Here is a 15,591-nt window from a genome sequence, read left to right as displayed (position 1 = left end):
TATCCTAAGGTTTAATGGTCTTTTTATATTGTGCGACAAGATGATTAAAAGATGACAAATAAAGTATAAGTAATTTGAGTATAATTGTATAAAAACTGTTTTTTGCTACACGATTAATAGCTGTATTCATTTGAGGTATCCATTGAGATAATCGTAAAGATAATGCGTCAATGAAGATTAAATTTTGTTGACGTAGAGCCTCTGCCAATGCAGCAAGCTCTAGTGCTAAATGATCAGCGGGCTCTTTGCAAGAATGCACGATAGAGACGTCAAGCTTACTCAAAGTATGAGTCATTTCAATATGAGGCTCTTGAAATAATCGGCCATGATCGTTCATATAAAAACTTTCATAAGGAGGTACCGCGTTTGGACCTGAGATTCCATCAAATAAAGAAACATATTGGTGTGCGAGTTGGGGTTCTATTTCTTTATTTGGTGTCGCGTTGAAAGTGTTTATAATTTGTGTTGTCAGGTTAGGTTCATTTAATGTTTCACCAAGATCCGTAAGAAATTCAGTAAACGCAGGTGTTCGATACTCCTTCAGTGTTTTTATATCTAAAGGAGCAATAAACAATCTAGAAAACCAGTCAATGATAGCAGCATGTACGAACGCTTCTGGATACATATTGTTTATCCTATGACGCAGACAATTCTATGATAATGAGGCGCATTAATGTGCTCCTACATTTTCATGTACATCCATAGAATGATTTTGTAAGTAGCCTAGAAGTAAACGGTACTGATCTGGTGTTAAAGAAGTATAACGTTTCATCGCATTAAGGTTACCAATCCATTGATTAGCAAGAAGATGCTCTTCCTTTGGAACAGAGTGACAAACGCTACAAGTTGAATTAAACAAGTTTGATGAATATGCCCACATATCTGCAAGAGAAACATTTAACCCTTCATTTGTTGTCCAAAGATCGAGGCTCACTGGATACCAAGTTTGTTTAGTTTCAGGATCAATAACAGCTTTTCCGCGATGATACGCTTTGATCGCTTTATCCCCCAGAACCGCATACATTATTCGTTGACCTTGCAAGGCATAGACAACAGATTCTGCACCGTCCATTTGCCAACCATCAAGACGCAATTTAAGTTTATTTCCTTGATGCTCAAGAACCTTTAACTTAGCTGTAGCAAGTAACTTTCAATCTTCATCACCGCTACTATTTTCTGTAAGGTAAAAAGGTTTGGTATTAACGGCATAAACAATGTTGGCTTTTTCAATTTTATTGGTTGAGGAGGTGGGTAAAGCGACGTCTATTTTATTGACTTGTGGTAACATCACTAAATTAGGTGTGCGGTTAGGCTCTGGTTGACCAGGAGCAGGTAAATCAACCCCAGGGATACTCTTGAGATAAATAGCTATCGCCCGCAAGTCTTCATTAGAAAGTTGTTTGGTATTTTGAATGACTTCGGCCATATCCCCACCAGCAATTTTATTAATTGGGCTTTTCCCTGTTTTTAAATAGTTAATAATGGAATTTACAGCCCAAAAATCAATTCCAGTTTCATCTTGGCTAATATTTGGGAAATGTCCTTTACCATCAGGCGTTGGACCGCCTCCATAACGGAAACCACTTTTGATAACACCCATAAAATTACGTGTAGAGTGACATTCTGCACAATGTCCAGCACTTTCGACGAGGTAATGCCCACGCTCAAAAAGGGCAGCTTCATTTTTATAAGCAGCAGGAACTTTTTCAGGAGAAAGCGGTTTGCCATCTAAAAAGAAAAGACGCCATACACCAACGCCACGACGTAAATTAAAAGGGAATTTTAATTCATGATTAGGAGCGCGTCCAGAAACAGGTTGAAGTGTGTTTATATAAGCAAATAAATCACGGACATCATTGGCGGTTAAGTGTTGATATGATGTATAAGGAAAGGCAGGATAAAGATTTTGTCCATCAGGCATGATCCCGTTTGGACCAACTCCTTCACGAACGGCTTTTGTAAATTGGGCTAACGTCCAATTTCCAATACCATCTTGTTTATCAGGGGAAATATTAGGCATATAAAAACGACCAAAATTCGTATCTAATGCACGACCTCCGCCTAATTTTAAATGATCATTTTGATTAGGGGTTGCATGACAAGTGGCACAATCACTGGCGATAAAAATAGTACGGCCATTTTGTATATTAGGGGCAGCATTATCTGCAACATCACGTTTAGGATGTATTAAAGACCAAGTTAATGGAGAAGTTAGAACAAAAAAGCCTACAATACCTAAAATAGCAAGTGCCAAGAACCAGTGAATGAGCCGTTTCATTTTGAAAGATGTCCTTGTTTATAATTTAATTACAAATTGTTAATTTTTTATATATTGTTTTACAACTATTTGCACTGTTAAAAGTGTAATAAAATATCTGTTAATTTTTAATGAATAAAAAGATGTTGCCTACAGAGCGTATAGGTTGAGACATATTATATTTAAATTTATCGTTTAGTATATTTATCAGCTGCTTCATCATGCGTTTGCTGGTTTTTGGGGTTCCATTGAAAGCCTGATTTAGCAATAACATCTGGTTTTAAACGTTGATCTGAACCGTAATCCGCTCTGGGATGGAAGAATAATGGTTGAATTTGATCAAGTTGAAGTAACTTTTCGCGATAGGTTGATAAATACTCTTCACGCTCTTGCTCTGAAACATTACCAGGCATCCACGCAATAGAAGGGGGAAGAACATCAAATCCAAGGTAACGAAAAATACCATTGTGAATAGGCCATAAGAGATGCATGATGTCTCCATCAATGCCATCAGGTTCATATAGACTGGAAGCAGTTCCTGTGGTTGCACAGATCATTGCCTTGCGACCTTTAAAGATCCCTGAGTCATATTTTTTACCCGTAGCGTAAGCAAAGCCACGGCTCATGACTCGATCAACCCATCCTTTTAAAATAGCAGGCATTCCAAACCACCAGATTGGAAATTGAAAAATCAATAGATCACACCACAAAACCTTTTCTTGTTCAGTAGAAATATTTAAGAAATCGATATTTTCTCTATCGGGAAAGTCATTCTGATCAATCGTTGCTTTCCAATTCATGGCGTATAAATCTGATACTTGGACTTGATGACCTCGTTCACGTAAGGTTTGCTCGGCAATGTTTTTTAGAGCACTATTAAAAGAATGAGGTTCAGGATGTGCGTATATAATAAGAATTTTCATTAGAACTAATCTCGTGCAAAAATAACATATTGACTTTGAATAATTATTTTGAAGGGTAAGAAAGTTTATTATGGATTTAGAAATAATATTGATAAGCATATTTTATAATACTTATGAAAAAATGAATAGTTATCGAATGTGAAAAAATGATTTAGTTTTAATAAAAGAACTTTTAGAATATTCTTAAGATATATATCCAATAAAAGAAAATAGGAAATTTGTCCTGATGAAGTATGTCACATTAAATAATGGTGTTAAAATGCCGATCTTAGGGTTTGGTGTTTACCAAATTCCAGAAGAGCAAACGAAACAGGCTGTATTGGATGCTTTAGAGGTAGGGTATCGTTTAATCGATACAGCATAATCCTATTTTAATGAATCTGCGGTCGGGGATGCGATCAAAGAAACTAATGTTGCACGAGAAGACATTTTTTTAACGACGAAAATCTGGATTGATAATTATGGAACGGATTTAACTAAGAAATCACTTGATCAATCGATGAAGAAACTCAAGGTTGATTATGTTGATCTCGTATTATTACATCAACCGTTAAATGATTACTACGCTGCTTATCGTGTATTAGAAGAATATTATAAAGCAGGTAAAATTAAATCGATTGGTGTGAGTAACTTTAGCCCTAATCGATTGGCTGATATTGCGGCGTTTAATGAAGTTATCCCGCAAGTCAATCAAGTAGAAGTTAATCCATTTCATCAACAAATTAAAGCACATACAAATATGCAAGAACGGCATATTCAAATTGAAGCATGGGCACCATTTGGAGAAGGGAAAAATAATATTTTTCAAGAGCAAACACTTCAAGAAATTGGCAAGGCTCATAATAAATCGATTGCTCAAGTGATTTTGCGTTGGCTAATTCAAAGAGAAGTTGTCGTTTTAGCAAAGTCAGTTCATAAAGCTCGATTAGCAGAAAATTTCGATGTGTTTGATTTTGAGTTAACAGAACAAGAAATGTTAACAATAAGTAGGTTAGATACGTCTTCTAGTATGTTTTTTGATTTTGAAGACCCTAAAACGGTTGATATGTTTGTAGAGTTAATTAAAAAAAGAAGAAATTTATAAGTCAATGAAGGTATTGCTGAATTCTCTATACTGTCAGATTAAATCATAGATAATTTATAGAGTTTAGTTATTACCGTTATAATAAACTCTTTTTTTTATTTAGTCTTTTTTTAAGGCTCTATAGATAATGAGCATATCATTGACTTTAATTGTAAAACTATTTGCTAAAGACTCATTTAAAGTGCCTTGCCACCAATAGGAATGACTTTGTTGATTTAAAGGATATTTTAAGTTTGTGGTTGTGATCGGCGTTGGAAATAAACTGAATAATGAAACTTGTTGTCTAGGATAGCTTTCGAATTCGCTGGGGTGTTGGATAGCGTTAAACACACCAAAATCAGTAATCATTGTGATATTTTCAATGAGAGGGAGATAATGTGCGAGCAAAGCAATGTTTGCAATGGTATGATCTTCTCTTTTTCCTGTTGCGCCCAATATTATCAGAGATTGAATAGCATTACTTTGACAAAAAAGAACTGCTTTTGTGAGATCATTAGTATTTTGATCTGGGATTTTTGTAATGATCTCTTGATATTGTTGCTGGTTTTTTAAAGATAATGAGTCACAATCCCCAATGATCCTCTGAGGGGTGATTTTATGTTCCAGTAAATCATTGGCTGCACCATCACAACAAATCAGACGCTCTTGATTATTTTGTAAAATTGCTTTGGGTAACGGATGTGTAGGAAAATCACCATTTGCGAGAATTACGGTTTGAGCAGTGCTGTTAGGTGTTGGCATTGGGTAGTATTTCATCGATGAAGATCCAGCCGTAAAGGTTATTCTGTATGAAACAATAATATAAATGAAGCCTCATAAAATCTTATGAGGCTTTTAAAATGGTTAAAGTAAAAGAGTTTTTTTAATTATTTTGATCAAGAGCTGTGCTAATTATTTTTTCCTCGTCTTGAAATGCCTCATCTTCAGAATCTTCTGGTTGTAATCGACTGGGGAGTAACAAGCCAGATTGATCCAAGACAGGATATGCAGCAGAAGCAACAACGTGCGTATTTGTACGTTTTAAATCTCTCGCAAGTTCTAACATAAAAGATCCAAGTTGTATTTGTAGTTTTTTATTTTCAGTTTCTTCACGTAAACCGTTATAATAGATAGAATTTGCTCTATTTTCTAGATCTCTAAAAATATCTTTTTCTTCTGCTAACTTTCTAGCGATGGTTTCATCTTCATTCATAAGCAAAGTCGCTGCAATACGTAAATTTTTATGCATGCGTTTTAACATATCATTTAACGGTGCCATCATTTCATCAGATAAAATAATACGTTGTTTTGCCATTTTTTGAACCGTAGGTAGCACATTACGATCTAAAACATCGCTTGCATTTGCGATTTGAGTACAAAAGGTCAAAATATGCTCAGTTTGAATGAGTTCATGTTGATTTAAAGATTCTGGATCTAATGCGGTAATATAGCTTTGAATAGAGTTGGTGAGTTTATCAAGGATATTATCTACTCTTCGGGCTTCACTGGCGATTTGAGGAGTCTTGCTTTTTAAGGTGTTATCTACTCCAGAAAGCATTTTTTCCAAAGCATCACATAACCGTAAACATTCTCTTACCGCATTGCTAATCGCTAACATTGGAGATTGTTGAATTGCAGCTTTATCAAGATAAATTGGTTTAGATGGGTCTTCGATTTTTTCTTCTCTGGGGCGAGGCATAATCCGTTTTAAGAAATTTGAATAAGGCGTCAGAAAAGGTAAGAAAACAGCTGCAGTTACAATATTAAATAATGTATGGAAATTAGCAACAGACCTGTTCATATCGGGATAATAATGCACAAACCAACTGCTAAGCTGTGATAAGAATATGATACAAATAACAGCTCCAACCAAGCGATTTAATAAATTACCAATAGGTAAGCGTTTTGAAACAATATCTTTACCAGCACCTTCTAACACAGGATTTAGAGCAGTACCGATGTTAGAACCAATAACCATTGCAAAAGCCGTATCTGCAGAAATAACGTTATGTGAAGCAAATGATGCAATTAAAAGCACGACAGCAACTGAAGAATGCATCATCCATGTCAACACTAACGCAATAAACACCGCAACTAATGGCATGTCAGCGATACTGCCTAGCATCATTCTTAATGAAGGTTGATTGGTGTAAGGTTGTAGGATTTCTAAAAATTGATGTAAAGAGATTAGAATTAATCCTAATCCGATAAAAGCTCTTCCTAAATCGCGGATCATATTTGTTCCGCGTCTGAATGTAATGACCCCAATTAAGACAAAGAGGGGAGCAATTCGAGAAACATCAAATGATAAAAGCTGCACAATTAACGTTGTACCAACATTGGCGCCTAACATGACAGCTAAAGCAGATGGTAACCCGATGACTCCATTGGCGGTAAAACTGGTAATCATTAATCCAGTGGCCGTCGAGGATTGTAAAACAGCTGTAATTCCCAAGCCCGCAAAAAAGGCTTGGACTCTGTTTCGTAATGTTTTTGATAAGATTTGATTTAATCTTGCACCAAAGGCACGTTGCACTCCAGTTTGCACCATGTGTACGCCCCATAATAACAGGGCAACGCTACCGGCAAGATCAATGACACTAACAAAATCCACTGATGAACCTCGATTATAAATTAAGAATATTTTTGTGAGCTATATAAATTTATAGCAATTAAAATAAGTGATGGAAGAAAGCGAGTGAAAAATATAAAACACTTAAAATAATGTTAAGGGGATTAACTTTATCACAGAATACTAAAAAAGATCAATAAAATGTCGTTTTTATGGTGAATGCTTTTGTAAAATAGTATCGATATCATATTGAAAATATGTATGATCGTTATGAATATGGTAGTGTTTTGAGAAAGGTAATGTGATGTTGTCCAAGATAAAAAGCTTTTTGAGTATTTTATTTACAAAACGTAAAATAAATACTGATGATAAAAAAGTAATGATTATTACCTGTCCAAGAACAGATGAAGAGGTGTTAATTAATGCAACTTATCATGATGATTGCAAAATAATGGCTCAATTTTCTTGCGTTCCAAAGGAGATAATTGGAAAATCAAGGTAAATTCTCCCTACAGAGAAAGATATAGAAATTTGTGCAGATTTAAGGAATGATACGACAGGCTGTTTTATGACTATTGGGCAAAAGAAGATCCAGAAAGTTATAGCTATGCACATTTGTATTTATGGATAATTTGTGTTTAGAGTTTTTTTGGCGTTTTGCCGTTAGAGCATGATACAATTGAGACGCAACCGATTGATGTTGATTTTACGATTTATCCAGCTGTGTGGATTGGTTTTTTTGATATGTTTGCATTGGGTGAAATGGTGATACAATATCGTGGGCAATATCGTATCATTATGAATGAAGACAAAACGATGGTGCGTATTTGTTTTCAAGAGGAAGATGCAGAAAATATAGAGACTTTTGCTGTAGCTGATAAGATGTTGGTTATCTTAACTAAGCGGGCGCATTATTTGGTTGAGATTATTATTGGTGGTATTACAGAGTATATCGATGAGGATTAGTTTTCATAAAGGCTGTTGAATGGACATTATATCTACAGACATATTTAATTTTGTGCCTATTGATAATGAAAATCGTGGCATAGTCTATATTAATGGGTCTCAAACAGAATTAAGGTTAACGGGTGAAAAGTTAGAAGTTTGTGTAAAAGTAGGTCAATATTACGTTGCCTTTATTACCTATTACACCAAAGTAGCAGAAGAAAGTAAGCATTTAGCAATTTATCTCATTGATCAAGATTATACTTTGTTGAGTTGTAAAGAAGTTTTTGGTTCTGCCACGACTTATATGTTTGGTGAAGATGTTGATGATCGTTTTTATGGGCTGGAGTTAAGAGAGCCCAATATTATTCTTTTTGATTTTGTTTATACAAATCAACACCAATTAACTATATACGCAAAAAAAACAATGCAGGGTAGTTATTGGAAATTAAAAAAAGTGCGTAATTTTCAACGTGAGCGTCTCATGAAAAGGGTAGAGTATAAAGTTTCTGGACGTATAGGACATCAATCTGTTGTCATTAACAAATTTGATGGTGACAAAAGTAATGATCCAAAAATCACGTTGGAAACGCCATTTTATAACAATGTATTTTCAGATAAAAGCCAAGTATTTTTAGATGGGAAGTATACGCATTTAACATTAGACGGAACGTTTTTAAAAACTATTATAAAAATTGAGGATCATTATTTATTTATTTATTATTCGAATAATTGTTAATAATTATTGTTGGGATAATTTTCATTTAGTGAGTGCAGATTTTAGATTGCTGGAAAGTTTTGAGATACATAGAGAATATGATTTTTTAAACGTTATTATCGATACGCAATCTAAGCAAAATAATAGTTTTATTATTGATTATTCTGGGGAAGATAAAGCTGTTAAAAAGTTAATCCATCATCAGTGTCGTTGTTGGGTTGCTAAAGAAAAATCATATTCTTTTTTATGGTTTCCTAGATTTTTATCTTTTTTCAACGATAATATTTATAGAAAGTTAGGGTTCAAATCTCATTTTCGTTTTAAGAAAGTCAAAACATATCAAGAAGAGTTAGTATATAAATAGGGAGAGCAAATGGAATTTGTTTCTTTGGAAGAGTTTAATATTGCTCCTGTAGTTAACGAGAAGGATGAAGCGTATAAAAGTTATGTTGTGCTGAATAGGTTCAGAACAAAAACAAAAATTGGCGGGATTGTATTAGAGACGTGTCTTCGTATTTATGATTATTATTTAGTATTTATGACATATGATTGCCCATTTGAGGAGGGGTTAACGGTTTCTTTATTGGATAAGAATGGAATACTATTGGAAGAAGAAGATATTTTTGATGCTACTTATACAGATGACTTTTCTGGCTTAGAATTATATCCACCCAATATTGTGACTTTTGATTTTTTATACGTAGATTTATGGAAAATCGAGGTTTATAAAACACGTAGATTTACAACTTTTTTAGAAAAAATATTTGTATGGTGTAAAACAGGTAAATATAAAACAGAAAGTTATTGGAAAGTTGATTCTAATGAAAGGTGATCCCTCCTTATTTTTAAAAAATAAGGAGGGATATTTTTACTTAAACAATAAAATACTTTGCTTTTGGATGGAAAATCACTAACGCAGAGGTTGATTGTTCGGGATGGAGTTGCCATTCATCAGAAATTGTAATGCCTAATTGCTCGGCCTTTAGCAATTTCAAAATATGCTTTTGGTCTTCTAAATTAGGGCAAGCAGGATATCCAAAAGAATAACGAGATCCACGATAGCCTTGCATCAAGAGTTGGTTCATATCAGTGTCATCTTCACCAATATATCCCAGTTCTGAGCGCATCCGTTGATGGGTATATTCAGCCATTGCTTCGGTCATTTCAACAGATAAGCCATGTAAGTAGAGATAATCTTGATAACGATTTTCTTCGAACCATACGCGCGCAACATCTGAAGCTGACTGACCAACCGTAACGACTTGTAATCCAACAACATCTCTTACAGGATCATTAATATCGCGGATAAAGTCAGTGATACAAAAACGATTAGCTCCAGGTTGTCTTGGCAAAGCAAAGCGACAAAGCTCTGTTTGTCCATCTTCATCAAAAAGAATTAAATCTTCACCGCAAGCAGCAGCTTTCCAATATCCATAGAGTGCCTGAGGTTGGAGAATATTTTCCTTTTCACATAAATCAATGAGTTTATGTAAAGTTGGACGAAGCTCAGTCTTTGCGTGTTCAAGGAATTCTTCAAGTGTCTTTCCTTGTTTCTTCATTCCCCACTGTAATTGATATAAAGAGCGTTCATTTAAGAAAGGTAAAATCGCTTTCATTTTTGACTCTAATTTCTTTACGCCCCAAAATGGTGGGGTATGTACATCTTCTTTGGGAGCCATCTCTTGACGACGTTGTGTTGCTTCTTCTTTTGTTAGGGGGGGAGCTTCAACTTTTTCTTTTTTCGCAGGACGTTTAGGGCGTTTATTTTGCACTTTTTGAGCAGCAACGTAACCTTCTAAATTTCCTTCGGCGATTTTTTCCATTAAAGTTAAACCGTCAAACGCATCGCGTGCATAAGCAACCAAGCCATTATTTTTGCTATAGGCTTCTGAGCAATCTTCTTCAACATAGGCGCGTGTTAAGGCTGCACCCCCTAGTAACACAGGCACATTTAAGCCTTGCTCAGCCATTTCTTCGAGGTTTTCACGCATGATGACCGTGGATTTAACCAATAACCCAGACATCCCAATGGCATCGGCTTTATGCTCTTTAGCTGCGGTAATCATGTCAGCAACAGGCACTTTAATCCCTAAATTAACAACATTAAAGCCGTTATTGCTTAGGATAATGTCAACGAGGTTTTTACCAATGTCATGAACGTCTCCTTTAACGGTGGCGAGTACCATTGTGCCTTTAGCATCGTCACTGGTTTTTTCCATAAAAGGTTCTAGGAAAGAAACAGAAGCTTTCATTGTTTCCGCAGACTGTAATACGAAAGGTAGTTGCATTTTTCCTGAACCGAAAAGCTCACCTACGGTTTTCATTCCACTTAATAACAATGTATTAATGATCTCTAAAGGCTCATATTTTTCCATTGCCTTGTTAAGATCATCTTCTAGACCTTTACGATTACCATCGACGATACGGTCATGAAGTTGCTCTTCAATTGTTGTTGCAACAGGGCGAGCCACAGCTTGAGAGGCTTTACGATCGGCAAATATTTCTAGTACTTTTTTAAGAGGGTCATAATCTTTAGTTCTGCGATCAAAGATAAGATCTTCAATGACTTTAATTTCCTCTTTGTCAATTAAGTGCATCGGACGAATTTTGGAGACATGCACAATCGCAGAAGTCATCCCAGCTTGTTGTGCATGGTATAAGAAGACAGAGTTTAAAACAGCACGTGCAGCAGGGTTTAACCCAAAGGAAATATTTGATAGACCGAGTACAATTTGAATATCTGGGAATTTATCATGGATGGCTTTGATGCCTTCTAATGTCCAGAGACCTAATTTACGGTCATCTTCTACCCCAGTAGCAATCGTAAAGGTGAGGGGATCAATCATTAAATCGGATTGAGGTAACCCATAACGATCACATGCGAATTCGACTAAACGTGTTGCAATGCGTAATTTATCTTCTGGTGTTTTAGCCATTCCCACTTCATCAATGGTCAAAGCAACGACGGCAGCACCAAACTTTTTGGCTAATACCATGCGTTCTGCGGCAATTTCCTCTCCATCTTCAAAATTGATAGAGTTAATAATAGGCTTGCCGCCATGAAGTTTTAAGCATGCCTCAATAACGTCTGAGCCTGTTGAATCAATGACAAGTGGTGCATTAATAGAAGAAGTGAAACGCGGAATAATTTCTCCCATTTCTGCGATTTCATCACGTCCAACAAAAGCCATACAAACATCAAGCGCATTAGAGCCTTCTTTTAATTGCTCACGCCCAACAGTAACACATCCATCCCAGTCTTGTTCTGCTTGTAGGTCTCTCCATTTTTTAGAACCGTTTGCATTACAACGCTCACCAATAGAAAAAAGACTATTTTCCTGACGTAAAGGCGTTGAGGAGAAAAGACTAGCAACAGCAGGCATAGCAATATGCGTGCGAGGAATAGCTTTAGGACGATCAGGAGTGCCTTCGTTTTTAGATCTCTCGCGTAAGACTTGATCCATAGCAGCAATATGTTTTGGGTTTGTTCCGCAACAGCCACCAATCATATTGATTTTTTGTTCTTCAATATAACGAGCCATCCAATGTCCCATTTCTTCTGGGGAAAGTGGATAATGTGTTTTTCCATCTAATAATTCTGGAAGGCCTGCATTGGGTTGCATAGAAATAAGACGTGGCCAGTATTGAGAAAGCCATTTAATAGCTTCCCCCATTTCACGAGGGCCAGTTCCACAATTCATTCCCATCATTTGCACGTCTAACGCATCAATAACAGTAGCAGCAGCAGCGATATCACTTCCTACTAATAAAGTACCTGTCGTTTCAATGGTGACTTGTACAAAAATAGGCAGGAAAATATTGGCTTCTTTTTGAGCAATTTTAGCAGCATTCACTGCTGCTTTGATTTGCAATGGATCTTGACAAGTTTCAATCAAGAAACAATTCACACCACCATCGATTAATCCACGACACTGCTCTGTAATAGAAGCTTCCAAAGGATCATAAGCAATATTTCCTAATGAGGGTAGGCGCGTTCCTGGGCCAATAGAGCCAACAACAAAGCGTTCTTTGCCATCTTTAAACAAGTCAGCAGCTTCGTGGGCAATTTCAGCTGCACGTTTATTAATTTCTCTGGTCTGATCTTGGAGATCAAATTCGCTGAGCGTTGTAATGGAACCACCAAAAGAGTTGGTTTCGACCATATCTGCGCCAGCTTCAAAATACTGGCGGTGGATATCACGCACTAAATCAGGTCTGGATAGATTTAAGACTTCGGTACAATTTTCCTTACCCCAAAAATCTTTTTGAATATCAAGATCCAGCATTTGGACAATAGAACCCATACCCCCATCACAAAGAAGAATTTGCTGTTGAAGTTTTTCAAGAAGTTTATTGTGTTCAGACATGAGAATATAAAGCCTAAAAGGTTGAAGTAAGGAAACAGAGTGATAAATATACATAACGTATATGTTATTTATACTTTAAAATATAATTATATTTATACGAAATAAAATCTAAAAGGCCAATAATAAAGCATATTTTTATGGATTCGAGATTATTTAGTAAGCAAATATACGAAATGTTCTAATGTTAATATGCTATATAGATAATTTATGATTTTTTATCATGATGGATTAAGTCTTTTAAAAAGAATGAAAATGATTTGGAGGGTTAATAAATAAATGGTTTGAATTATTGGTAAATAATTGATATGTTCCGTGGAGTTTCTTTATAGACGTTATTAGAAGTATAATTGTAAGTATTCTTGTTATTTATATAATTTAAGATGTTTACAATTCTAGCTCTTTTGGACTTTATAAAAAGCATTTATGTTAATATTGTAATATTATTGATAGAGGATGGTCCGTGGATCAACCATTAAACACTCCCCTTCAATCAGGATCGGGGCAAAATAAAGACAGTGCAGGGTCAAAAGCTGAACGTCTTTCTCCGATGATGATCCGTATTCGTGCCGTAATGGCTGCTGCTAAGTATCATGGTGTCGATTTAGATATACGTGACTTTGCTACGCAACCAGATGAAAAGTCTCCCTCTCCAGCAACGCTTGCGCGTTGGTTGAATGGGCAAGGGCTTGTTGCAAAAGGTATGCGTTTAAAGTGGCGCTATTTGATCCGTTTATATAACTCTCCCCCAGTGGTGTTGATGTTTAAGGATGGATCTGCAGGCTTAATGGTTGGGGTAAATCCCAAAAAGCGCGTTGTTTTCTTAAGAGATCCTTTGGGAAAAGAGACAGATCAGCCAATTGCTGTTGATGAACTGCGTTTACGTCAGGCATGGACTGGTGATGTCCTTCTTGTTAAAGCAAATAGAAATTTATCTGAAGGTGAAGCAGCGATTAATTTTGCATGGCTTGTGAAGATGGTTTTACGTGAACGTGTATGTTTGCGTGATATTAGCTTTGCTTCTATGATTATTAGTATTTTGCAGATTTTCCCTGCTTTTATCGTGATGCAGGTGGTTAATCGGGTTATTGCTTTTCATTCTACGGCAACGTTGCTATCAATCACGGGCTTGTTGATTATTTTATGCTTTTATGAAGTTTTAATTTCATATGCAAGGCGTGAATTGACCGCTGTGTTAGGAAACAGGTTAGATTCTCGTATTTCTATTCACACTTACAATCGTTTATTATCACTACCATTAGAATTTTTTGAGCGGCAGCAAGCAGGTAGGATTGTTGGTAAAGTATCTCAGATCTATACCGTTAGAGATTTCATCACGGGTAAGTTGCTGACTACATTTTTGGATTTATTCACCCTTGTTGTTATTTTGCCGTTTTTGTTCTATATTAGCCCTACTTTAGCGTGGTTAACAGTTGCAGCAGCAGGTGCAATTGGGTTTATTGTTGTTATCTTTTTCCCTACTATTAGCCGATATTTTAAGCAGCGTATTGAAGCTGAGATGACGCGTGCGTCTGCGATGTATGAAACTGTGGCTGGGATAAGAACCGTTAAAACCCTAGCTTTGGAACCTGCACGTCGACGTGAGTGGGATGAAGTTATTGCTGATGTTTCTAAATGGCGTTTGGCAACTTCTAGGGTGCAAAATTGGCCTGAAACTTTAGTAATGCCGTTAGATTTCTTTATTAATCGTGGGATTATTTTGATTGGTGCTTTTTTTGCTATTACCAATCCGAATTCTGGGATTGATGCGGGTTCTGTCGTGGCTTTCATGATGTTGGGTGGGCGTGTTGCTTCTCCGTTAGTAGGTATTGCTAAATTGACATCTGCTATGACTGAAGTAAGAACTGCTTTAGGACAAGCTGGAGAAATTTTAAATAATCCAACAGAAACAAAAGCATTAACTACAGGGTTACGCCCTAAAATCATAGGTGCATTAACTTTTGAAAATGTGAACTTTACCTATCCAGGTGGTAGTAATCGTGCTCTTAAGGATTTGACCTTTTCTATTCCAGCAGGGACAATGTTAGGGTTGGTTGGTCGAAGTGGATCAGGTAAATCAACAGTTACGCGTCTGTTGCAAGGGGTTAGTCGTGAGTATTCAGGTTTCTTGCGTTTAGATGGGGTTGATCTGCGTGAAATTAATTTGACGCATTTAAGACGTTCTTTTGGTGTTGTGTTGCAAGATAACTTTTTGTTTCGAGGTACTATTAAAGAAAATATTACAGCAGGTCGTCCAGGTTTGACTATGGATGATGTTATTCGTTCTGCTCGGTTGGCTGGTGCTGAAGAATTTATTGAACGTATGCCTGCAGGATATGACACCTTTATTGAAGAAGGTTCAACGAATATTTCTGGTGGTCAAAGACAACGTTTGGCAATTGCTCGTTCAGTTATTCTAGATCCTAAATTTATGATTTTAGATGAAGCTACTTCAGCGCTGGATCCTGAGAGTGAAGCTTTAGTGAATGCTAACTTAGAGCGTATTGCTAAAGGCCGGACAATGGTTATTGTTTCTCATAGGCTATCATCTTTGGTTAACTGTGACAAAATTATGGTTTTGGATCAAGGGGTGTTGCAAGCAATTGGTCCTCATGAAGAGTTACTTGAAACTTGTGAAATTTATCGTACTTTATGGTTGCAACAAAATAGGCATACTCAAGGTCATGGTAATAAAGAAAATGACCAGAAAAAAGATGATGATGGTTTGGTGCCTGAAGGAGTATAATAA

At 36.2% G+C, this 15,591-nt stretch carries 13 protein-coding genes and 1 pseudogene; 7 read left to right on the top strand and 7 right to left on the bottom strand.

Annotated features, from left to right (window positions below; translation table 11 throughout):
• Positions 1-4: 4 nt before the first annotated feature.
• The 4 genes from CIN_RS11450 to CIN_RS06455 all read right to left on the bottom strand — a co-directional run bounded on the left by CIN_RS11450 (position 5) and on the right by CIN_RS06455 (position 3,180).
• Positions 5-625 carry a TorD/DmsD family molecular chaperone gene (locus CIN_RS11450; RefSeq protein ID WP_008854267.1) on the bottom strand — a complete coding sequence of 207 codons (621 nt, stop codon included), beginning with the start codon at positions 623-625 and terminating at the stop codon, positions 5-7.
• 45 nt (positions 626-670) lie between these two features.
• The gene (locus CIN_RS12025; protein WP_008854266.1) at positions 671-1,093 is read right to left on the bottom strand and encodes a hypothetical protein; all 423 of its coding nucleotides are present in this window, start codon (positions 1,091-1,093) and stop codon (positions 671-673) included.
• A 57-nt stretch (positions 1,094-1,150) separates the two neighbouring features.
• Positions 1,151-2,278, bottom strand: coding sequence for a cytochrome c (locus tag CIN_RS06460; RefSeq protein ID WP_211475708.1), 1,128 nt, complete (start codon positions 2,276-2,278; stop codon positions 1,151-1,153).
• Between the two features lie 167 nt (positions 2,279-2,445).
• Positions 2,446-3,180, bottom strand: coding sequence for an NAD(P)H-dependent oxidoreductase (locus CIN_RS06455; RefSeq protein WP_008854264.1), 735 nt, complete (start codon positions 3,178-3,180; stop codon positions 2,446-2,448).
• Between the two features lie 226 nt (positions 3,181-3,406).
• Here CIN_RS06455 and CIN_RS12020 point away from each other — a divergent pair, with 226 nt between their 5' ends.
• Positions 3,407-3,544, top strand: coding sequence for a 2,5-diketo-D-gluconic acid reductase (locus CIN_RS12020; RefSeq protein ID WP_008854263.1), 138 nt, complete (start codon positions 3,407-3,409; stop codon positions 3,542-3,544).
• A gap of 21 nt (positions 3,545-3,565) precedes the next feature.
• A pseudogene (locus CIN_RS06450) lies at positions 3,566-4,264 on the top strand (aldo/keto reductase); the annotation flags it as partial.
• A 99-nt stretch (positions 4,265-4,363) separates the two neighbouring features.
• Here CIN_RS06450 and CIN_RS06445 read toward each other — a convergent pair.
• Both CIN_RS06445 and CIN_RS06440 read right to left on the bottom strand, forming a co-directional pair.
• Positions 4,364-5,020, bottom strand: coding sequence for a thiamine diphosphokinase (locus CIN_RS06445; RefSeq protein ID WP_040364048.1), 657 nt, complete (start codon positions 5,018-5,020; stop codon positions 4,364-4,366).
• A gap of 106 nt (positions 5,021-5,126) precedes the next feature.
• A complete protein-coding gene (locus tag CIN_RS06440; protein ID WP_083813357.1) occupies positions 5,127-6,857 on the bottom strand; it encodes a Na/Pi cotransporter family protein in 1,731 nt (576 codons plus the stop codon).
• Positions 6,858-7,472: 615 nt separating this feature from the next.
• Here CIN_RS06440 and CIN_RS06430 point away from each other — a divergent pair.
• The 4 genes from CIN_RS06430 to CIN_RS06415 are packed head-to-tail and all read left to right on the top strand — an operon-like array spanning position 7,473 to position 9,310.
• On the top strand, positions 7,473-7,781 hold the full coding sequence (locus tag CIN_RS06430; RefSeq protein ID WP_008854259.1) for a hypothetical protein: 309 nt from the start codon (positions 7,473-7,475) through the stop codon (positions 7,779-7,781).
• 19 nt (positions 7,782-7,800) lie between these two features.
• The gene (locus tag CIN_RS06425) at positions 7,801-8,499 is read left to right on the top strand and encodes a hypothetical protein (protein WP_008854258.1); all 699 of its coding nucleotides are present in this window, start codon (positions 7,801-7,803) and stop codon (positions 8,497-8,499) included.
• Positions 8,500-8,527: 28 nt separating this feature from the next.
• On the top strand, positions 8,528-8,842 hold the full coding sequence (locus CIN_RS06420; protein ID WP_008854257.1) for a hypothetical protein: 315 nt from the start codon (positions 8,528-8,530) through the stop codon (positions 8,840-8,842).
• 9 nt (positions 8,843-8,851) lie between these two features.
• A complete protein-coding gene (locus CIN_RS06415) occupies positions 8,852-9,310 on the top strand; it encodes a hypothetical protein (RefSeq protein ID WP_008854256.1) in 459 nt (152 codons plus the stop codon).
• Between the two features lie 40 nt (positions 9,311-9,350).
• On the opposite strand, the gene metH is transcribed toward CIN_RS06415, so the two are convergent.
• Positions 9,351-12,845: a methionine synthase gene (gene metH / locus CIN_RS06410; RefSeq protein WP_008854255.1), complete on the bottom strand. Its 3,495-nt coding sequence runs from the start codon at positions 12,843-12,845 to the stop codon at positions 9,351-9,353.
• 460 nt (positions 12,846-13,305) lie between these two features.
• Here metH and CIN_RS06405 point away from each other — a divergent pair, with 460 nt between their 5' ends.
• Complete coding sequence (locus CIN_RS06405; protein WP_008854254.1) at positions 13,306-15,588, top strand: peptidase domain-containing ABC transporter; 2,283 nt, start codon at positions 13,306-13,308, stop codon at positions 15,586-15,588.
• The last annotated feature ends 3 nt before the right edge of the window (positions 15,589-15,591 follow it).

Origin of the sequence: Commensalibacter intestini A911 (genome assembly GCF_000231445.1) — a bacterium.
In the GTDB taxonomy this organism is placed as follows: Bacteria; Pseudomonadota; Alphaproteobacteria; order Acetobacterales; family Acetobacteraceae; genus Commensalibacter; species Commensalibacter intestini.
This window is presented reverse-complemented; position numbering and strand designations above follow the sequence as displayed.

What these genes read in the sequence shown, in the direction of transcription:
- CIN_RS11450 (WP_008854267.1), bottom strand. Translation starts at nt 625, where the DNA reads ATGTATCCAGAAGCGTTCGTACATGCTGCTATCATTGACTGGTTTTCT.
- CIN_RS06460 (WP_211475708.1), bottom strand. Translation starts at nt 2,278, where the DNA reads ATGAAACGGCTCATTCACTGGTTCTTGGCACTTGCTATTTTAGGTATT.
- CIN_RS06455 (WP_008854264.1), bottom strand. Translation starts at nt 3,180, where the DNA reads ATGAAAATTCTTATTATATACGCACATCCTGAACCTCATTCTTTTAAT.
- CIN_RS12020 (WP_008854263.1), top strand. Translation starts at nt 3,407, where the DNA reads ATGAAGTATGTCACATTAAATAATGGTGTTAAAATGCCGATCTTAGGG.
- CIN_RS06445 (WP_040364048.1), bottom strand. Translation starts at nt 5,020, where the DNA reads ATGAAATACTACCCAATGCCAACACCTAACAGCACTGCTCAAACCGTA.
- CIN_RS06425 (WP_008854258.1), top strand. Translation starts at nt 7,801, where the DNA reads ATGGACATTATATCTACAGACATATTTAATTTTGTGCCTATTGATAAT.
- CIN_RS06415 (WP_008854256.1), top strand. Translation starts at nt 8,852, where the DNA reads ATGGAATTTGTTTCTTTGGAAGAGTTTAATATTGCTCCTGTAGTTAAC.
- metH (WP_008854255.1), bottom strand. Translation starts at nt 12,845, where the DNA reads ATGTCTGAACACAATAAACTTCTTGAAAAACTTCAACAGCAAATTCTT.